This window comes from Stenotrophomonas sp. DR822 (assembly GCF_019793815.1).
Taxonomy (GTDB): Bacteria; Pseudomonadota; Gammaproteobacteria; order Xanthomonadales; family Xanthomonadaceae; genus Stenotrophomonas; species Stenotrophomonas indicatrix.
In genome coordinates, this window is sequence record NZ_CP081826.1 from 3297469 (window position 1) to 3314560 (window position 17092).

Here is a 17092-nt window from a genome sequence, read left to right on the forward strand (position 1 = left end):
CGCCGCGACCAGGGCAGCCCAGTGCTGCCCTGGTCGTTTCTGCGTCTGCCATCTACGATCAGGCGCGTGGCCTGAGCAGGGCAACGGCCAGGCTGGCCAGCGTCGCTGCTGCGGCCGCAGTCCACAGGGACGCGGCAAAGCCTTGGCTGTAGATCGCCCGCGCCAGATCAACCTGGGCTCCTCGGGTCAGTGCACCGGTGGCGATGGTGTCGGCCAGACGCATGACTTCATCTGCAGGAACGCGGGCTGAGAGTCCGGCGCGGATGCCGACGGTCAGGGCGCTGGAGAGGACCGTGAAGCCGAGCAGGATGCCGACGAAGCGCGTCGTCGCACTGATGCCCGAGGCCATGCCTGCGCGGTCGCGGGGCGCCGAACCGATGATCGCCTTGGATGTTTCGCCGTTGAGGATGCCACCGCCTGCGCCGATGATGACCATCGCCAGCAGCGCCACCGTCGGCTGGTTGTGCCATGCACCGATACCGGCCAGCGCATTGCCGGCGGCAGTGATGGACAGGCCGATGGCCAGCACCATCCCGCTCGACAATCGTCTGCCCAGGCGCCTGCCCACGCTGGGGAACAGCAGCATCGCCGCAGCGAACGGCAGCATGCCGGCGCCCGTGGCCAGTGCACTCAGGCCGACGCCGTTCTGCAGGTACTGCGGCAGCATCGAGGCCATCACCTGCGCGCTGACCGCGTAGCCGACCATGGCGATCAGGGCACCGACAAAGCGCGGGCTGGCAAGCAGCCGCAGGTCGACCATCGGATGCCGACGCGTGAGCTCGATGCAGGTGAACAGCGCGGCCATCGCGATGCCCAGGCCCAGGCCGGCCAAGGCCACCGCCGATGTCCATCCCTGCGCGAGTCCTTCCACGAGGAAGAACACGATGCCGAAGATCGCCATGCTGAAGGTGATGATGCCGGGCGGATCGAGCGGGCGTACCACCGTGTCGGCAGTGTCGGGAACCCAGCGGATCGCACCATGGGCCAGGAAGGCGAGGAAGGGCAGGATCGCGATGAACACCGAGCGCCATCCCCACAGCGAGGACAACAGCCCACCGATAAGCGGCGAGAGCACCATCATCATGCCCATTGCCGTGCCCCAGAAGGCCCAGGCATCGTCGCGTTGCTTGCCCTCGTGGAATTGGTGGCCGATCACCGACAGTGATGGGGCCAGCAGGAAAGCGGCACCCACGCCCTGCAACGCTCGGGCCACATACAGCGCACTGGCCGTGGGGGCCAGCGCGCAGGTCAGCGATGAGAGGGCGAACAGTGCGATGCCGATCAGCAGCACCCGCCTGCGGCCATGACGATCGGCGATGGCACCGGCGGGCAGAAGCAGCGAGGTGAAGGTCAGGATGTAGCAGCTGATCACCCATTCGATGTCGGCGAAGTCAGCCTGCAGATCCCGCGCGATGGTCGGCAGCGCGACGGCCACGGCGTTGGTTTCCAGCACCGTCATCGTGCAGCCGAGCGAGGCGATGATCAGGATCCAGTTGGGCGGTCTGCGGCGAGGGAAGAGGTGCACCGGGTACTCGGGCGGGGGAAGGGAGAAGGCCCATTCAAGCAACTTCGACTGTTTGTTTCATTGCCGGTGTTCTTCAAGTACGTTAGGCCAAAGCTAACGAGCCGGCACGCATGGACCGTCGACATCTGCAGTACTACGTCGCACTGGCCGAGGAGCTGCATTTCGGGCGCGCCGCGCTGCGCCTGGGCATCGCCACGCCGACGCTGAGCGTTCAGATCCAGCAGATCGAGCGTCGCCTGGGCACCCCCTTGTTCGATCGCAGCAGGCGCGAGGTCACGCTGACCTCTGCTGGTGCGATATTCCTGGCCGAAGCACGCAACGTGCTGCGCCAGTTCGAGCAGGCAGAGGCCGTGGGCCGCCGCGCTGGTCGCGGGGAAATCGGCAGGATCGAGATCGGCTACGTAGGTTCGGCGGTCCATGCCGGCGCGCTGCAGGAGCAGTTGCAGCGGTTCCGCAGCGGCTCGCCCGATGTGGAGCTGAAGGTCGGCGAATGGCCGATGGCCGACCTGCCGGACCTGCTGCTGGACGGTCGCATCGATGTGGTGTTCTGCCGGCTTCCGATGGAGGTGCCCGATGCGCTCGGTTCGCACATCCTGATCGAAGATCAGTTCTGCGTGGCGTTGCCGGCATCGCATGCGCTGGCCCACGCGGGGGTGCCGGTGCAGCCGGCGCTGCTGGCGAAGGAGGCGTTCATCATGCCGGAGCAACCCGCCGGTACGCTGGAAGTCGCCCGCCGTGGCGGATTCGTGCCGGACATCCGCTCCCGTCCCGGTCATCTTGCCGCGGTGCTCGCGCAGGTCTCGGTGGGCGATGGCGCCGTGGCGATCGTACCGTCGGTGCTGCAGCGGACGCTGCTGCTGCCAGGCGTGGTGTATCTGCCGATCGCCGGGCCGGTCATCGCCTCGACCATCGCTGCGCTGTACCGTGAACAGGAAACATCGCCAGCGGTCCGCCGGCTCATCGAGCAGGTGCGGCGTACCCCCTCCCGGCGCATCGACATGCTGCCCTTGTCCTGAGGCCTTGGTGGACGCCGTTGCCGGACTGCCCCGCAATGGCCTTGCTACACTGGCCGCACTCGATCTTCCACCGGATCATCAGATGAACAACGGGAACGGTCCGCAGACAGTCCGCTGAGCCGCAACAACGGTACGCACGTTGTTGCGGTGATCTTGTCCTGCGATCTCCACGCACTGGGTTGATCACCGCCGGATTCCCTCCTGAGCGAATGTTTCCCCATGTCTGATCGAAAAACCCTTCGCTGGGCCCATTCCCTGCCGGGCGCCATCGTGTTGATGGCCCCCTTTGACCTCCTGGCCTCGCTGGCCATGGATATCTACCTGCCGGTCGTATCGGCCATGCCGCAGGCACTGGGCACCTCTCCCGCCCTCATCCAGTTGACGCTGAGCCTGTACATGCTCGTGCTCGGGCTGGGCCAGTTGATCTTCGGCCCGCTGTCGGACCGGATCGGGCGACGGCCGGTGCTGCTGATGGGCGCGCTGTTGTTCACGCTGGCGTCGTTCGCGCTGGCCGCGTGTAGTGGTGGTGCGGCATTCCTTGCGTGGCGCGGCGTGCAGGCGATTGGGGCGTCGGCCGCACTGGTGGCGACCTTCGCCACGGTGCGCGACGTGTATGCCGATACGGCCGAGGGCGCCGCGCTCTATGGCCTGTTCGCCTCGATGTTGGCGTTCGTGCCGGCGTTCGGTCCGATCCTCGGCTCATTGATCGCCTATACGCTGGGCTGGCGGGCCATTTTCATCGCGCTGGGTGTACTGGGATTGCTGGCGGGTGCACGCGCATGCCGCGGCTGGCAGGAGACACGGCCACCGCAGCATGTCCACGCATCGCCAGCCTTCGCGCGCATCCTGGGCAATGCCGGCTTCTGGGTCCATGCATTGGGGTTCAGTGCGGCGATGGGCACGTTCTTCGTGTTTTTCTCGATCGCCCCGCGGGTGCTGATGGGGAGGGCCGGCTATTCGGCGATGGGCTTCAGCCTGGCCTTCGCGACGGTGGCGCTGGTGATGATCGTCACCTCGCGCTTCGCTTCCCGGTTCATCGGGCGATGGGGCATTGGCGGCAGTTTCCAGCGTGGGCTGATGGTGATGATTGGCGGCGCGCTGGTCATGGCGATGATGGCGATGCTGCCGCCGTCATTTGCCGGTGTCGTGTTGCCGATGTGGCTGGTGGCCATCGGCATCGTGATGGTGGCTGCGGTGGCGGCCAACGGTGCGCTGCGCGATTTTACCGATGCCTCCGGCACGGCAGTGGCGTTGTACTACGCCGTGCAGAGCGTGATCGTGGCAACGCTTGGCACGCTGGCGACGCTGCTGCTGCCGGGCGATACGGTCTGGCCGCTGGTGGCCTTTGGGCTGCTGCTGCCGTCGTTGAGCCTGGGTGGCCTGGTGATGCTGAGGCGGTAACTACGCCCACGCTTTCACTTCCTCTCCCGCACACGCGGGTAGGGTGATGCGGCCTGGAGTCACCAGGCCTATCAGGGAGTGATATCGATGCGAGCCATCAGGAAAGTGATCGTTGCTGCAGTGTTTGCACTTGCGTGTACCGGTTCGGTGGCGGTGGCCGGTCCGGTCCAGCCGTGCGACTTCCCGTGCTGGAAGGCCTACCAGGCCTGCGTTTCCGGCGGCGGTGATGCCATGGAGTGCCAGTTCGAATACGATCGCTGTGTCATGGACAGGTGCGGCGCCGTCTGAGGCCTGCCTACCGTTCGCAATGGGGGCCCGTTCCAGGGGCCCCTTTTCACTTGGCCGCAGGCACGACGTCCGCGGTCCTGATCGTCTGGAGCCGCAACATGGCCGTCAAACGTGTCGTCGCCAACATCGCCAGTGCCGATCCTGCGCAGGCGGCCGCGTTCTACGGCGACATCCTCGGCATGGACATCGTGATGGACCACGGCTGGATCGTTACCTACGGTGGGCAGGGCGCTGCGCTGGCACAGCTCAGCGTTGCCAGCGAAGGCGGATCGGGTACGCCGGTGCCGGATCTTTCGATCGAGGTGGATGATCTGGACGCCGTGCTTGAACGCCTGCGACACGCGAACATTGCGCTTGAATATGGCCCGGCCGAAGAGCCATGGGGTGTACGTCGCTTCTACGTGCGCGACCCGTTCGGGCGCCTGTTGAACATCCTCGCCCACACCTAGCCAGCGCGCGCCGGCTCAGCGGCGCCTTCCACTGTGCTGACAGTGCTGAGTGCTGATCGACGTCGGCGGCACCGCCGGTACGCGGCGCAGTGACCGCAACACGTCAACGTTGTTGACCGCTGTCAGGTTTGTCGGGCATGTCCTGTTGTTGTTGTTGTTGTTGCTGGCGGCTGCTGGCGTGCCGCGCATGGCCGCCTTCACGGCCGATCATGGCCATGTGTTGGCGGTCCTGGCTGATCGCTTCACCGCCTTTCCGGCCCGCCACCCGGGCCTCGGCCGGGCTGAACTGGTGTGCATTGCCGGATGCGTGGGCAGCACGTCCCCCTTTGGCCGCGATCGCGCGCTGTTTGTCTTCGTCCATCGAGGCAAAGCCCCGATTGCTGTTGCCATTGCGTGAGTGGGTCATTACCGGTCTCCGGTGTGAACATGGGGCGCTGCCATCAGTGACGGTCCCATGTTGCACAGTGCAGGCTAAAGACAGGTCGAAGTGGGGTGTACGAGGCTCACATGGCCTGCGCACGCGTTTGACGACCGGTTACCGTGCAGGAAGTGCCGTGATCTGCAACCGGTCGTCACGGCAGTCCCAGCAGGGAAGAGCCCGAGCCGTCGGCCGGAAGTGGATGGCATGCAGAATGTCATCGTCTGCTATCGCCGACGCCATCGTGCATGCCTAGAATCAAGCCATCCCGGTAGGTCCCGGGCGCTGTCGAGTGAATGGATTCAATGAAGATTCTGTTGACCGGAAGTTCCGGGCGGATAGGACGGGCGATCTTCGGTGCGCTGGCCGCTGCCAATGAGGTGGTGGGGCTGGATCGCAGTCCGTTCGCCACCACGCGCGTCATTGCCGATGTCACCGATCGCCGGGCGCTGGAACGCGCCGTGCAGGGGGTCGACGCGGTGATCCACACCGCGGCCCTGCACGCCCCGCACGTGGGCCTGGTACCCGACGCGGTGTTCCAGCAGATCAACGTGGAGGCCACCACGAACCTGCTGCACCTGGCGCGCGAAGCCGGCGTGCAGCGCTTCGTGCTGACCAGTACCACGGCGTTGTACGGCCATGCCGTGGTGTCCGGCGGCTGCCGCTGGATCGACGAGGACACCGAGCCGCTGCCGCGCACGATCTACCACCGCACCAAGCTGCAGGCCGAGGCGGCTGCCGAAGCGGCGGCCAGTGCAACATTCACCGTGCGCGTGCTGCGGATGGCACGTTGCTTCCCCGAACCGCCTGACCGCATGGCGATGTTCCGCCTGCACCGTGGTATCGACGCGCGCGACGTGGCCAGCGCGCATGCCGCGCTGCTGCACGATGAGGGCGCGGCCTTCCAGCGTTACCTCGCCTGTGCACCGACGCCCTTCCGGCGCGAGGACTGCCTGCAGCTGGCCGCCGATCCGCGCCAGGTGCTGGCGCGCCGCGCACCGCAGCTGCTGGCCGAGTTCGAGCGCCGTGGCTGGCCACTGCCGCTCAGCATCGATCGGGTCTATGACAGCAGCCGGATGCGCGCAGCGCTGGGCTGGCAGCCCCGTTTCGGTCCGGAGGACGTGCTTCAGCAGTACGCCGCGGGCAGCATCGAGGTCCTGCCCCGTGCGGAGTGGATCCGCGACCGCGTCGCCGAATAGCACAGGCGAGCAGCACAGGCCTGGGTCGACGGCCGCAGCTGAGCGGGTTCAGGTTTTGTGCGTGCGGCGAGCCTCAACCTCGCCCGGCCATGGCCGCTAACCCGGTGCGCGCCTTCCCGCGCCGGGTTCCGATCCGGCGGGCAGGCGGCCCGCGCGACGGATCGCGCATCTGCGCGGTGCCCTGGTGGCACCGGTCGACCTGAACTGCCTGCGGATCCTCCCATGTCTTCTTCCCGTTCCGTCGCTGCCCGTCGCCCCGGCAGCATCGCCCACAAGCTGATGCTGGGCACCGCGGTGATCGCGTTGCTGTGCTTCGGCGCGACCGCGTTCCTGATCTATCACCAGGCCAGTTCGGCGCTGGTGTCGTCCTCGCGGCAGACCATGGCCAGCGAAGCCCGTGCCGAGGCGCGGCAGGTGGCTGCCGACCTGGGCACGGCCTTTGCCAGCAACGATGCTATGGTGGAAACCGTGCTGGCCCAGCGTGCGCGCGGTGATGCCCCTGATCGCGCCAGCCTGGCCAATGTCATCGGCGAGCAGCTGCACGCACACCCGGAATGGCTGGGCAAGAGCACCATGTGGGAGGCCAATGCCTTCGACGGCAAGGACGCCGACTTCGTCAACAGCGAGGCGCACGACGCCACCGGCCGCTACATGAGCTACTGGGCCTGGCAGGACGGCAAGCCGCAGCAGTCGACGATGACCGACTACACCGAGACGCCCAGCGGCTCGGGCAACTGGTACATGGTGCCCAGCCGCGACAAGCTGCCGCTGGTCAGCGAACCGTATGCCTACGACATCGGCGGCAAGCAGGTGCTGATGAGCACGCTGAGCACGCCGATCGTCGAGAACGGCACCTTCCTCGGTGTCTTCACCGTCGACTTCTCGCTGGACGCGCTGCAGAAGCACCTGGCCACGCTGACGCCGATGGGCGCCGGCCGCGTCGAACTGCTGTCGCCCAAGGGCGTGGTGCTGGCCTCGGCCGATGCTGCCGAGATCGGCAAGCCGCGTACCGATGCCGCCACCCTCGGCATGCTGGCGCAGATCGCCGCCGACAAGACCTACGAAGCGTTCGAGCCCGACGCTGCCGGCAACGTCCGCCTGTACGTGCCGCTGCAGGTCGGTGACGCGCCGCAGCGTTTCGCGCTGGGCGTGGTGGTGCCGCATTCGGTGATCATCGCGCAGGCCCGCGAGCTGCTGTGGATCATCCTGCTGGTGGGTGTGGTGGCTGCGCTGGTGCTCAGTGGTGGTGTCTACCTGCTGCTGCAGCGCCTGGCGGTGCGACCGCTGGCGCAGGCCGTGCGCATCGCCGGCGACGTGGCTGCGGGCAAGCTGGATACCGCCATGCCGGCGCTGGGCAACGACGAAGTGGGCCGCCTGCTGGACGCCATGCAGGGCATGCGTGGCCAGCTGCAGGCAGTGATGGCCGCACAGGCGGAGATGGCGCGCCGCCATGATGCCGGTGAAATCAGCTACCGCATGGATGCCTCGGTGTTCCCGGGCGAATATGGCCGCATGGTGGCCGACAGCAACCAGCTGGTGGCCGACAGCAATGCGGTCACCCAACGCCTGGTCGAGGTGATGCAGCGCTACGCGGTGGGTGACCTGAGCGTGGACATGGAGGCACTGCCGGGCGAAAAGGCGGTATTCACCGCTGCCATGGCAACCACCAAGACCAACCTGGCGGCGATCAACGAGCAGATCCAGCAGCTGGCCGCTGCGGCGGCGGCAGGCGATTTCGCCGTGCGTGGCGATGCCCAGCGCTTCGAGCATGACTTCCGCCGCATGGTGGAAACGCTCAACACCATGATGCAGGTCAGCGACCAGAACCTGGCTGCGCTGTCGACGCTGCTGCGCGCCATCGCCGCCGGTGACCTGAGTACACGGATGGAGGGTGACTTCCACGGCGTGTTCGCGGTGATGCGCGACGATGCCAACAGCACCGTGCAGCAGTTGACCCAGATCGTCGGCCAGATCCAGCAGTCCGCGGCCAGCATCCGCCTGGCCGCAGGCGAGATCGCGTCGGGCAACAGCGACCTGTCACGGCGTACCGAGCAGCAGGCGGCCAACCTGGAAGAGACCGCCGCGTCGATGGAGGAGCTGACCTCCACCGTGCGCCAGAACGCCGATCATGCCCTGCAGGCCAACAAGCTGGCGGCCTCGGCCGCAGGCGTTGCCAGCGAAGGCGGGCAGGTGGTCAGCCAGGTGGTGCAGACCATGGAGCAGATCGAGACCTCTTCGCAGCGCATCGCCGAGATCATCTCGGTGATCGATGGCATCGCTTTCCAGACCAACATCCTGGCATTGAACGCGGCCGTGGAAGCGGCGCGCGCCGGTGAACAGGGCCGTGGCTTTGCGGTGGTCGCCAGCGAAGTGCGCGCGCTGGCACAGCGCTCGGCGGGCGCGGCCAAGGAGATCAAGGAGCTGATCGACGCTTCGGTCGGCCATGTCGGCGCCGGCGCGCAGCTGGTGCACGGTGCGGGTCGCACGATGCAGGAGATCGTCGGCCAGGTCGGCCGGGTCAACGAGATCATGGCCGAAATTTCGGCCGCCTCGCGCGAGCAGTCGGCCGGTATCGAGCAGGTCAACCAGACCGTGGTGCAGATGGACGAGACCACCCAGCAGAATGCTGCGCTGGTGGAAGAAGCCACCGCTGCGGCGCGGGCGATGGAAGAACAGGCCGAGCAGCTGGCGGTGGCGGTGTCACGCTTCCGCCTGCAGGCCGACACCCGACCGGCTGCCGCGTTGCGCGCCGCCTGAGCCGGGGCATGAACGACGACGCCCGGCCAAGGCCGGGCGTCGATGTGCCGCTGCGCGAGTGGTGCGCTGGGCTTAGAACATGCCTTCGAAGGGGTTCCAGCTGGTGTTGCCCTTCAGCTGTTCCAGGTAGTAGCTGTAGTTGGTGCTCGAGGCGACCAGGAAGTTCATTGCGATGAACAGTGCGCGGGCCACGATGTCCGGCAGCACCAGGCTGACCGCGATCAGCACGATGTTGATGCCGATCACCACCAGCGCCTTGCGCCACATGCCCAGGATGAACAGATAGATCGCGCCGAAGAAGAAGGCGAAGAAGTTCAGGTTGATCTTCAGGCGGTCGCCGAAGGACAGCGCCTTCCAGGCCTGCTTGAAGCCGGGCTCCTTGGGAGCGCCGTGCTGCTGGAAGAAGTTGAAGCGGAACTGCCACTTCGGGCTGAAGCGGGTCAGGTCAACGGTGTTCATGTATAGGGACTTCCCTGTTAGGAAAACGTTTTCATGATAAGTGAGTCACATTCAGCAAACCAGCTTGGAGCGTCAAAAATGTGACGTTCCTACGGCAAAGGGCTTGCGTCCCGGTGCCGCACCGTCACCCATCCGCCTTGTTTTTAGGATAGGGTGCGCAGTTCCTCTGCCACCCCGGTTGTTCACGGGTAGCAGCGGTATGTCCATGGAGGTTGCATGACCACACCTGCTACACCGGAAAACGCACCCGGACCGGTGCTCCTGCCGACACCCGAAGTGGTGCAGGCACAACAACTGCTCGCCCGCCAGCAACTGGCGGTGGCGATTGACCGTGCACGCATCGCGGCCAGCCGCGACGCTGCGCCGGCCGTGCTGGAAAACGACTGAGCCTGGGAAACCAGCCGCGATCGCGCTGGCCTGCTGCCAGCGCGATCGCAGTGCGCATCAGAAGCGCGCCGTCATGCTGAGGAAGTAGCTGCGGCCGGCGACGAAGTAGTCGGTAGCGCCGTCGGCGTACAGCTTCTTGTCGGCCAGGTTGCTGACGCCGCCACGCAGGGTCAGCACCTCGTTGACGTTCCAGGCAGCGGTCAGGTCATACAGCGTGTAGGCCTTCAGGAAGGTATTGACCACGCCGGTCTGCTTGCCGGTGTACTGCGCCGACAGGCTGCTGGAGAACGTGGTGTTCGGGGTCCAGTCCAGCGACGAATAGCCTGAGAACTCCGGGGTGTCGATCAGGTTGCGGCCGGTGGTCAGGTTCCTGGCTTCCTTCATCCAGGTCGCCGACGTGCGCCAGCGCCAGTGATCGCCGAAGCGGAAGTTGAGGTTGCCTTCCACGCCGCTGGTGCGCGCGCGCTGCACGTTGCTCATGCGCGTCCACCAGTAGCCGTTGAAGAAGCCCAGCGCTTCATACTCGATCTTGTTCCTGAAGTCGGTATGGAAGTAGGTCAGGCCGGCGTCGACCAGATCGTTGTCGAAGCTGACGCCGATCTCGCGGTTGGTGCTGGTTTCCGGATCCAGGTCCGGATTACCGGCCATGTAGCAACCGCCACGCACGTAGCCCAGCGGGTACAGCGAGGTGCAGCCCCGGCCGCCGGACTGGGTCGCCGCGCTGGGCGAATTCTCGGTCAGGCTCGGCGCGCGGAAGCCCTTGGACACGCCCCCACGGATCGTCCACTGCTCGCTCGGGTGCCAGACCAGGTAAGCACGCGGACTGACGTGGCTGCCGAACTGTTCATGGTGGTCCAGGCGCGCGCCCAGAGTCAGTGCGAGGGTACGGTGCAGTTTCAGCTCGTCTTCGACGAACAGCGCCCAGGTGTCCACTTCCAGGCTGGAGCCGACCACCGGGTTGCCGGCATAGTCCACCGGCGCCTGGCCGATGGTGTCGGTGTTGGTCAACTCCTGGCGCTTCCACTGGCCGCCCACCGCGAACTGGTGGTCCACACCCAGGGTGAAGGGGGTGCTCAGGCTGCCTTCGATGATCGTATCGGTTGCCTCGGAGCGACCGGTGGCGCCGATGTCGTTCTTGTACTCGGTCCAGTACGCGCTGAGCTTGGAAGTACCGAAATCCCACTTGCCGTCGTGGTTCAGCGCCAGCGAACTGCGCTTGAGCTCACTGGCACCCCAGGCGCCTTCGTCCTGCTTTTCCAGCGCCTGGGCGATGAAGGCCTGCTGCACACCGTGGCCAGCTTCCAGTGACACTTCCTGTGCCTCGCTCAGCTTCCACTGCAGCAGCGCGTCGACATTGCGGTCCTTCTCGCCGGCGTAGGCGTTGCCATACACGCCGCCGTTGGAGCGGTCCGAGTCGCGGCGCATGCTGTTGGCACCGATGCGCAGGCCGAAGCGCTCGCCCAGCGGGCCGGAGAAGGTCGCGGCGATCTGCTGGGTGTCGCCACGGTCGCCATCCTGCGGCCGGGTGTAGCTGTGGGTCGCGCTGCCGTTCCAGCTGTCACCGATGCGCTTGGTGATGATGTTGATCACCCCGCCCATCGCGTCCGAGCCATACAGAGAGGACATCGGGCCACGCACCACTTCGATGCGTTCGATCTGGTCGGGGGAAATCCAGTTCAGGTCCTGGCGGCCCAGGTCAGGGCGATAGTTGGTCGAGGCCGAGCTGCCCATGCGCTTGCCGTCCACCAGCACCAGCGTGTAGTTGGACGGCATGCCGCGCAGCTTGATCTTGGACTGCTCGCCAACGGCGCTGAGCCCACCGGTCACGCCCGGAATACGGCTGAGCAGGGTGGCCAGGTCGTGCACCGGCTGGCGTTCGATGTCTTCGCGGCTGATCACGCTGATGCTGGCCGGGGCATCCTTGATCCACTGCTGGTTGCCCGAGGCGGTAACCACCACGGTATCCAGGTCCTTGGTCGAGGCATCGGCGCTGGCTTCAGCGGCGGCGAGGGCAGGCTGGGCCAGCAGGCAGGCGGCGGCCAGGGCGCTGGCCAAGCGGGTACGCGGCAGGCGCGCGGAACGGAGAGGGGACATGACGGCTTCCAAGGGAGAGGAGAGACCCGGTGGAAGCAGCAGGCGCACGCAGACAGCAGGCAGCCAACCCCTTCCCTGGGTCGTCGGGCGCGCGGAGGGTCCGGCGCAGCTGGGTGGGTCCGGTGCGCGGAGCGCGACGACCTGCCTGGTTAACTTAATGATAACCGTTCTCGTTTGTTACGATCCAGTACTTTCCGGGATGGATCGACACCTGCGGGGCGCATGGCGTGGTTCGCCTGCTGATTGCTGAATGGGGAGATTTTCCGGCGTAGACCTTCGCACCCGGCTTACATTCGGGGCCATAGACTGGGCCGCATTTTTCGATTCCGCCCCGTTGGAGATCGTGTGGGTTCCGGTAGTGACAGACATCGACTGCGCGGCATGACGTCGTGGCAGACAGGACAAGTGCGGACGCCGGGAATGCGTACCAGGAACCTTGGTGCATGCAGCCCGGCCGGGACGGCTGGTCCTGCGGCCTGCAGGGAGTAGGCGGCCATGGGGAGTGAAACCATCGACGCGGAACCGGTCACGGCCGGTCCCGACGCGGGCTGGGCCCTGCTGCCGGCCGAAGCACCGCTGGTGATGCCCGAACAGACGCTGCGGCATGGCTCGCTGAAGGTCCGCCGCCATCGCACCTCGCCGCGCATGATCGGCCTGCGCCGCCTGTACATCCTGGGCGGCACCGCGGCAATGACCGCCGTGGCCACCCGGATGATGTGGCGAGTGCTTTCCGGCAATGGCATCAGCGTTCTGGAGGCCTGCCTGCTGGTGCTGTTCGTCGGCCTGTTCGCCTGGATCGCGCTGTCCTTTGCCAGTGCGGTGGCCGGCTTCCTGACGGCCGTGTTCGACCGGGGCTACCGCCTGGGCATCGATCCGGACAAGCCGCTGCCCACCGTGCACAGCCGCACCGCGCTGCTGATGCCCACCTACAACGAAGACCCGCGCCGGCTGCTGGCCGGCCTGCGTGCGATCTACGAATCGGTGGCGGCCACCGGCCAGCTGCAGCGGTTTGATTTCTTCGTGCTAAGCGATACCCGTCGCGAGGACATCGCGCGGGCCGAAGAGCAGGTGTTCGCCGAGCTGCGCGAGCTGGTGCCCGATGGGCAGGCGCGACTGTTCTATCGCCGCCGTGGCGACAACAGCGCGCGCAAGGCCGGCAACATCGCCGACTGGGTACGCCGTTTCGGCGGCGCCTACCCGCAGATGCTGATCCTGGATGCCGACAGCCTGATGACCGGTGACAGCATCGTGCGCCTGGTCGCCGGCATGGAGCACAACGCCGACGTCGGCCTGATCCAGACCCTGCCGTCGGTGATCGGCGGCCGCACCCTGTTCTCGCGCATGCAGCAGTTCGGCGGGCGCGTGTACGGGCCGGTGATCGCCCGTGGCGTGGCCTGGTGGCACGGTGCCGAAAGCAATTACTGGGGGCACAACGCGATCATCCGCACCCGTGCCTTCGCCGACCACGCCGGCCTGCCGGAGCTGCCGGGGCGCAAGCCTTTCGGCGGCCACGTGCTCAGCCATGATTTCGTGGAAGCGGCGCTGATGCGCCGTGGTGGCTGGGCCGCGCACATGGTGCCTTACCTGGGCGGCAGCTACGAGGAAGGCCCGCCGACGCTGACCGACCTGCTGGTGCGCGACCGCCGCTGGTGCCAGGGCAACCTGCAGCACGGCAAGGTGGTGGGCAGCCGTGGCCTGCACTGGATCAGCCGCGTGCACATGCTGATCGGCATCGGCCATTACTTCACCGCACCGATGTGGGCGATGCTGATGCTGATCGGCATCGCCATCCCGCTGTTCCAGGAAGGCATCGATTTCAACGCCCTGCTGCACCTGTCGCCCAGCGTGTACTGGCGTGCGCAGGATGAAGAACAGGTGGTGCGCCTGTTCGCCGCCACCATGGCGGTGCTGCTGATGCCCAAGGTGCTGGGTTACTTTGCGATGCTGCTCGACCCGGTCGAACGCCGTGGCTGTGGTGGCGCGATCCGGGCGTTCCTGTCGATGCTGGTGGAAACCGTGCTGGCCGCGCTGATGGCGCCGGTGGTGATGTACGTGCAGTCGCGCGGGGTGGCCGAAGTGCTGTCCGGCCGCGACTCGGGCTGGGATGCACAGCAGCGCGATGACGGTGGCATCTCGTGGATTTCGCTGGTGCGCGGCTACGGCGGCCTGGGCGTGTTTGGCGCCTTCATGGGCGTGCTGGCGTGGGCGGTGTCGCCGTCGCTGGCGGCCTGGATGGCGCCGGTGGTGATCGGCATGGTGCTGGCGGTGCCGGTGGTGGCACTGACCTCGCTGCGCGGGCCAGGCGCCTTCCTGCATCGCCTGGGCCTGCTCGACATTCCCGAAGAGAACCTCCCGCCGCCGGTGCTGGTGCGCGCCGCGCAGCTGCGCCGGGAAGCGGCCGAGCAACCGCCGCTGTACTGATCGCACCGTGCCAGCGGCATAATGCGGCTCGAACGTACAGGAGCCGCAACATGCTGCAAACGGTGGAACAGGAAACCGGCGCCTCGCCGCAGTGGTCGGTGATCTGGCTGCACGGCCTCGGTGCCGACGGCCATGATTTCGCGCCGATCGTGCCCGAACTGGTGCGTCCGCACTGGCCGGCACTGCGCTTCGTGTTCCCGCACGCACCGGTGCGGCCGATCACGATCAACAACGGCGTGCCGATGCGCGGCTGGTACGACATCGTCGGCATGGACTTCCGCTCGCGCGCCGACATGGCCGGCGTGCAGGAGTCGGTGGCGCAGCTGGATGCGCTGATCGCCCGCGAGATCGAACGCGGTGTCGCCGCTGATCACATCTTCCTGGCCGGCTTCTCGCAGGGCGGGGCGGTGATCCTCAGCGCCGCGCTGGCACGCACTGCACCCTTGGCCGGCCTGATCGCGCTGTCGACCTACCTGCCGGAGGCCGAAAGCGCGTCGCGCGTTGATGGTGCGGTGGATGTGCCGGTGTTCATGGCCCACGGCAGCAGCGATCCGGTGATCCCGCAGGCGGTGGCCGCACACAGCGCCGAGACGCTGCGCACGCTTGGGCTGGACGTGCAGTGGCACAGCTACCCGATGGCCCACCAGGTCTGCGCCGAGGAAATCGACGCGCTGGGCGACTGGCTGCAGGCACGCCTGGGCGTCGCCTGACCCATGGCCGCGAGCGCTGCCCCCCCGTGGATGCCGGAACTGTGTCGCTTGCCGCGGTTGGCAGCGATGCTCGGCCTGGCCGAACTGGTGGTGGTGGTGCTGGCGCTGGCGCCCGATGGCAGCCGCCACTGGACAATGGGGGAACTGGCCTCGGCCAGCGGTTTCGCGCTGTGGCTGGCGCTGGCGGTCACCGCCAGCCTGTGCCTGCTGCGGCAGGCGCTGTCGAAGCTGCCGGAAACGCTTGGTGCCGTCGCCGCCGTCGGCCTGGCCGCGCTGATCGCCATCCTGTGCGCGGCCATCATCCACGCCCTGTATGCCGTGCTGGGCGACAACTTCGCGCGCGGCATCGGCTTCTGGCGCTTCACCCTGGGCAGCGCGGCCACCACGGCGCTGATCACCGCGTTGGCGCTGCGCTACTTCTATGTCAGCGACCGCTGGGCGGCGCAGGTGCAGGCCAATGCGCGTGCGCAGGCTGATGCTCTGCAGGCGCGCATCCGCCCGCACTTCCTGTTCAACAGCATGAACCTGATCGCCAGCCTGCTGCATCGCGACCCGGCGGTGGCCGAGCGTGCGGTGCTCGACCTGTCCGATCTGTTCCGCGCCGCACTGGGGGCAGGCGAGGGCGATTCGACCCTGCGCGATGAGTGCGAACTGGCCGAGCGCTATCTGTCGATTGAATCACTGCGCCTGGGCGACCGCCTGCGGGTGCATTGGCAGCGCGATGAACCGCTGCCCTGGGACCTGCCGATGCCGCGGCTGGTGCTGCAGCCGCTGGTGGAAAACGCGGTGCTGCACGGCATCTCGCGCCTGCCCGAAGGCGGCACCATCGAGCTGCATCTGGCCTGTGTGGGCAGCGAGCTGCAGATCCGCGTACGCAATCCTGCACCGGATCCGGAGGTGCCCGGGCTGGCCCTGGCCCAGGGAGCGGGCCACGCCCAGCACAGCATCGGCCATCGCCTGAGCTGGCGCTTCGGCCGCGCCGCGCGGATGACGGCTGGCTGGAGCGAGGGCTACTATGCCTGCCAGGTGACAGTGCCGATCCAGTGAGGGGACGATCGTGAGGGTAGTCATCGCCGATGACGAACCGCTGGCGCGCGAGCGCCTGCGCAGCCTGTTGGCCGCGCAGGAAGGGGTGGACGTAGTGGCCGAGGCCGGCAACGGCGAGCAGGCCCTGCACGCGTGCGCCGAACTGCAGCCGGACCTGGTGCTGCTGGATATCGCCATGCCCGGCCTGGACGGGCTGGAAGCGGCCCGCCACCTGGCCAGTTTCGAGCCCAGGCCTGCAGTGGTGTTCTGCACCGCCTACGATGCGCATGCGCTGTCGGCATTCGAGGCAGCGGCCATCGATTACCTGATGAAGCCGGTGCGCGCCGAGCGGCTGGCGGCGGCGATCGCACGCGCCCGCACCTTCCTGGCCGGCCGTGACGGGCAACCCCAGCACACCGGCGGCCAGGCCCGCAGCATGCTGTGTGCCCGCCTGCGCGGCAGCCTGCGATTGATTCCGCTGGACGATATCCACTATCTGCAGGCCGAAGAAAAGTACGTGGTGGTGCATCACGCCCGTGGCGAGGACCTGATCGAGGAGTCGTTGAAGTCGCTGGAGGAAGAGTTCGCCAGCCGCTTCGTGCGCATCCATCGCAACTGCCTGGTGGCGCGCCATGAGCTGGTGGAGCTGCGGCGTGGCAGTGGTGGCCAGGTGCAGGCGGTGCTGCGGCATGGCAAGCAGCCGCTGGAAGTGAGCCGGCGGTGCGTGGCGACGCTGAAGCAGGAATTGCGGCATCTGTAGGTTCTCCGCGCGGCCTGCGGCCGCGACTGCTTCGAAATCAACAGCAACAGCAACAGCAACAGCAACAGCAACAGCAACAGCAACAGCAACAGCGGGTTGGTCGGCTCTGTGTTGTTGCGTGTTGGGTGAGGCGGGATGGGCGGGCGGGACACGCCGTAAACCCATCCATGGGGGCTCGATGG

Annotated in this window: 15 protein-coding genes; 11 read left to right on the top strand and 4 right to left on the bottom strand. The window is 66.9% G+C overall.

What is annotated here, in order from left to right; all coding sequences use genetic code 11:
- Positions 1 to 58: 58 nt before the first annotated feature.
- A complete protein-coding gene (locus tag K5K93_RS15155) occupies positions 59 to 1525 on the bottom strand; it encodes an MFS transporter (RefSeq protein ID WP_261311861.1) in 1467 nt (488 codons plus the stop codon).
- A 110-nt stretch (positions 1526 to 1635) separates the two neighbouring features.
- Here K5K93_RS15155 and K5K93_RS15160 point away from each other — a divergent pair, with 110 nt between their 5' ends.
- From K5K93_RS15160 to K5K93_RS15170, 4 genes are all read left to right on the top strand, one after another.
- On the top strand, positions 1636 to 2541 hold the full coding sequence (locus tag K5K93_RS15160) for a LysR substrate-binding domain-containing protein (RefSeq protein ID WP_093818085.1): 906 nt from the start codon (positions 1636 to 1638) through the stop codon (positions 2539 to 2541).
- Positions 2542 to 2760: 219 nt separating this feature from the next.
- The gene (gene cml, locus K5K93_RS15165; RefSeq protein WP_222388313.1) at positions 2761 to 3942 is read left to right on the top strand and encodes a CmlA/FloR family chloramphenicol efflux MFS transporter; all 1182 of its coding nucleotides are present in this window, start codon (positions 2761 to 2763) and stop codon (positions 3940 to 3942) included.
- A gap of 87 nt (positions 3943 to 4029) precedes the next feature.
- Positions 4030 to 4230, top strand: a complete 201-nt coding sequence (locus K5K93_RS20330) for a hypothetical protein (protein ID WP_033832284.1) — start codon at positions 4030 to 4032, stop codon at positions 4228 to 4230.
- Positions 4231 to 4328: 98 nt separating this feature from the next.
- The gene (locus K5K93_RS15170; protein WP_222388314.1) at positions 4329 to 4679 is read left to right on the top strand and encodes a VOC family protein; all 351 of its coding nucleotides are present in this window, start codon (positions 4329 to 4331) and stop codon (positions 4677 to 4679) included.
- A 103-nt stretch (positions 4680 to 4782) separates the two neighbouring features.
- Here the strand turns inward: K5K93_RS15170 and K5K93_RS15175 are convergent, their stop codons facing one another.
- The gene (locus K5K93_RS15175; protein WP_222388315.1) at positions 4783 to 5085 is read right to left on the bottom strand and encodes a KGG domain-containing protein; all 303 of its coding nucleotides are present in this window, start codon (positions 5083 to 5085) and stop codon (positions 4783 to 4785) included.
- A gap of 317 nt (positions 5086 to 5402) precedes the next feature.
- Here K5K93_RS15175 and K5K93_RS15180 point away from each other — a divergent pair, with 317 nt between their 5' ends.
- Positions 5403 to 6296, top strand: coding sequence for an NAD(P)-dependent oxidoreductase (locus K5K93_RS15180; RefSeq protein WP_222388316.1), 894 nt, complete (start codon positions 5403 to 5405; stop codon positions 6294 to 6296).
- Positions 6297 to 6518: 222 nt separating this feature from the next.
- Positions 6519 to 9053 (top strand): methyl-accepting chemotaxis protein, encoded by a 2535-nt coding sequence (locus K5K93_RS20335; protein ID WP_222388317.1) that lies wholly within the window; start codon positions 6519 to 6521, stop codon positions 9051 to 9053.
- Positions 9054 to 9125: 72 nt separating this feature from the next.
- Here K5K93_RS20335 and K5K93_RS15190 read toward each other — a convergent pair whose 3' ends face one another.
- On the bottom strand, positions 9126 to 9512 hold the full coding sequence (locus K5K93_RS15190; protein ID WP_222388318.1) for a DUF2628 domain-containing protein: 387 nt from the start codon (positions 9510 to 9512) through the stop codon (positions 9126 to 9128).
- Between the two features lie 216 nt (positions 9513 to 9728).
- On the opposite strand from K5K93_RS15190, the gene K5K93_RS15195 reads away from it, so the two are divergent.
- Positions 9729 to 9899 (top strand): hypothetical protein, encoded by a 171-nt coding sequence (locus tag K5K93_RS15195; RefSeq protein ID WP_177176993.1) that lies wholly within the window; start codon positions 9729 to 9731, stop codon positions 9897 to 9899.
- A gap of 57 nt (positions 9900 to 9956) precedes the next feature.
- On the opposite strand, the gene K5K93_RS15200 is transcribed toward K5K93_RS15195, so the two are convergent.
- Positions 9957 to 11993, bottom strand: coding sequence for a TonB-dependent receptor (locus K5K93_RS15200; RefSeq protein ID WP_222388319.1), 2037 nt, complete (start codon positions 11991 to 11993; stop codon positions 9957 to 9959).
- 495 nt (positions 11994 to 12488) lie between these two features.
- Here K5K93_RS15200 and mdoH point away from each other — a divergent pair, with 495 nt between their 5' ends.
- The 4 genes from mdoH to K5K93_RS15220 are packed head-to-tail and all read left to right on the top strand — an operon-like array spanning position 12489 to position 16910.
- Positions 12489 to 14414, top strand: coding sequence for a glucans biosynthesis glucosyltransferase MdoH (mdoH, locus tag K5K93_RS15205; RefSeq protein WP_222388320.1), 1926 nt, complete (start codon positions 12489 to 12491; stop codon positions 14412 to 14414).
- 50 nt (positions 14415 to 14464) lie between these two features.
- Positions 14465 to 15124 carry an alpha/beta hydrolase gene (locus tag K5K93_RS15210; RefSeq protein ID WP_222388321.1) on the top strand — a complete coding sequence of 220 codons (660 nt, stop codon included), beginning with the start codon at positions 14465 to 14467 and terminating at the stop codon, positions 15122 to 15124.
- 3 nt (positions 15125 to 15127) lie between these two features.
- Positions 15128 to 16171 carry a sensor histidine kinase gene (locus tag K5K93_RS15215; RefSeq protein WP_222388322.1) on the top strand — a complete coding sequence of 348 codons (1044 nt, stop codon included), beginning with the start codon at positions 15128 to 15130 and terminating at the stop codon, positions 16169 to 16171.
- 10 nt (positions 16172 to 16181) lie between these two features.
- Positions 16182 to 16910 carry a LytTR family DNA-binding domain-containing protein gene (locus tag K5K93_RS15220; protein WP_025879008.1) on the top strand — a complete coding sequence of 243 codons (729 nt, stop codon included), beginning with the start codon at positions 16182 to 16184 and terminating at the stop codon, positions 16908 to 16910.
- The last annotated feature ends 182 nt before the right edge of the window (positions 16911 to 17092 follow it).

Bases quoted from the DNA above. Each gene is read 5' to 3' on its own strand.
- K5K93_RS20335 (WP_222388317.1), top strand. From the start codon at position 6,519: ATGTCTTCTTCCCGTTCCGTCGCTGCCCGTCGCCCCGGCAGCATCGCC.
- K5K93_RS15160 (WP_093818085.1), top strand. From the start codon at position 1,636: ATGGACCGTCGACATCTGCAGTACTACGTCGCACTGGCCGAGGAGCTG.
- K5K93_RS15210 (WP_222388321.1), top strand. From the start codon at position 14,465: ATGCTGCAAACGGTGGAACAGGAAACCGGCGCCTCGCCGCAGTGGTCG.
- K5K93_RS15180 (WP_222388316.1), top strand. From the start codon at position 5,403: ATGAAGATTCTGTTGACCGGAAGTTCCGGGCGGATAGGACGGGCGATC.
- K5K93_RS15200 (WP_222388319.1), bottom strand. From the start codon at position 11,993: ATGTCCCCTCTCCGTTCCGCGCGCCTGCCGCGTACCCGCTTGGCCAGC.
- K5K93_RS20330 (WP_033832284.1), top strand. From the start codon at position 4,030: ATGCGAGCCATCAGGAAAGTGATCGTTGCTGCAGTGTTTGCACTTGCG.
- K5K93_RS15170 (WP_222388314.1), top strand. From the start codon at position 4,329: ATGGCCGTCAAACGTGTCGTCGCCAACATCGCCAGTGCCGATCCTGCG.
- cml (WP_222388313.1), top strand. From the start codon at position 2,761: ATGTCTGATCGAAAAACCCTTCGCTGGGCCCATTCCCTGCCGGGCGCC.
- K5K93_RS15190 (WP_222388318.1), bottom strand. From the start codon at position 9,512: ATGAACACCGTTGACCTGACCCGCTTCAGCCCGAAGTGGCAGTTCCGC.
- K5K93_RS15215 (WP_222388322.1), top strand. From the start codon at position 15,128: ATGGCCGCGAGCGCTGCCCCCCCGTGGATGCCGGAACTGTGTCGCTTG.
- K5K93_RS15175 (WP_222388315.1), bottom strand. From the start codon at position 5,085: ATGACCCACTCACGCAATGGCAACAGCAATCGGGGCTTTGCCTCGATG.
- K5K93_RS15195 (WP_177176993.1), top strand. From the start codon at position 9,729: ATGACCACACCTGCTACACCGGAAAACGCACCCGGACCGGTGCTCCTG.
- mdoH (WP_222388320.1), top strand. From the start codon at position 12,489: ATGGGGAGTGAAACCATCGACGCGGAACCGGTCACGGCCGGTCCCGAC.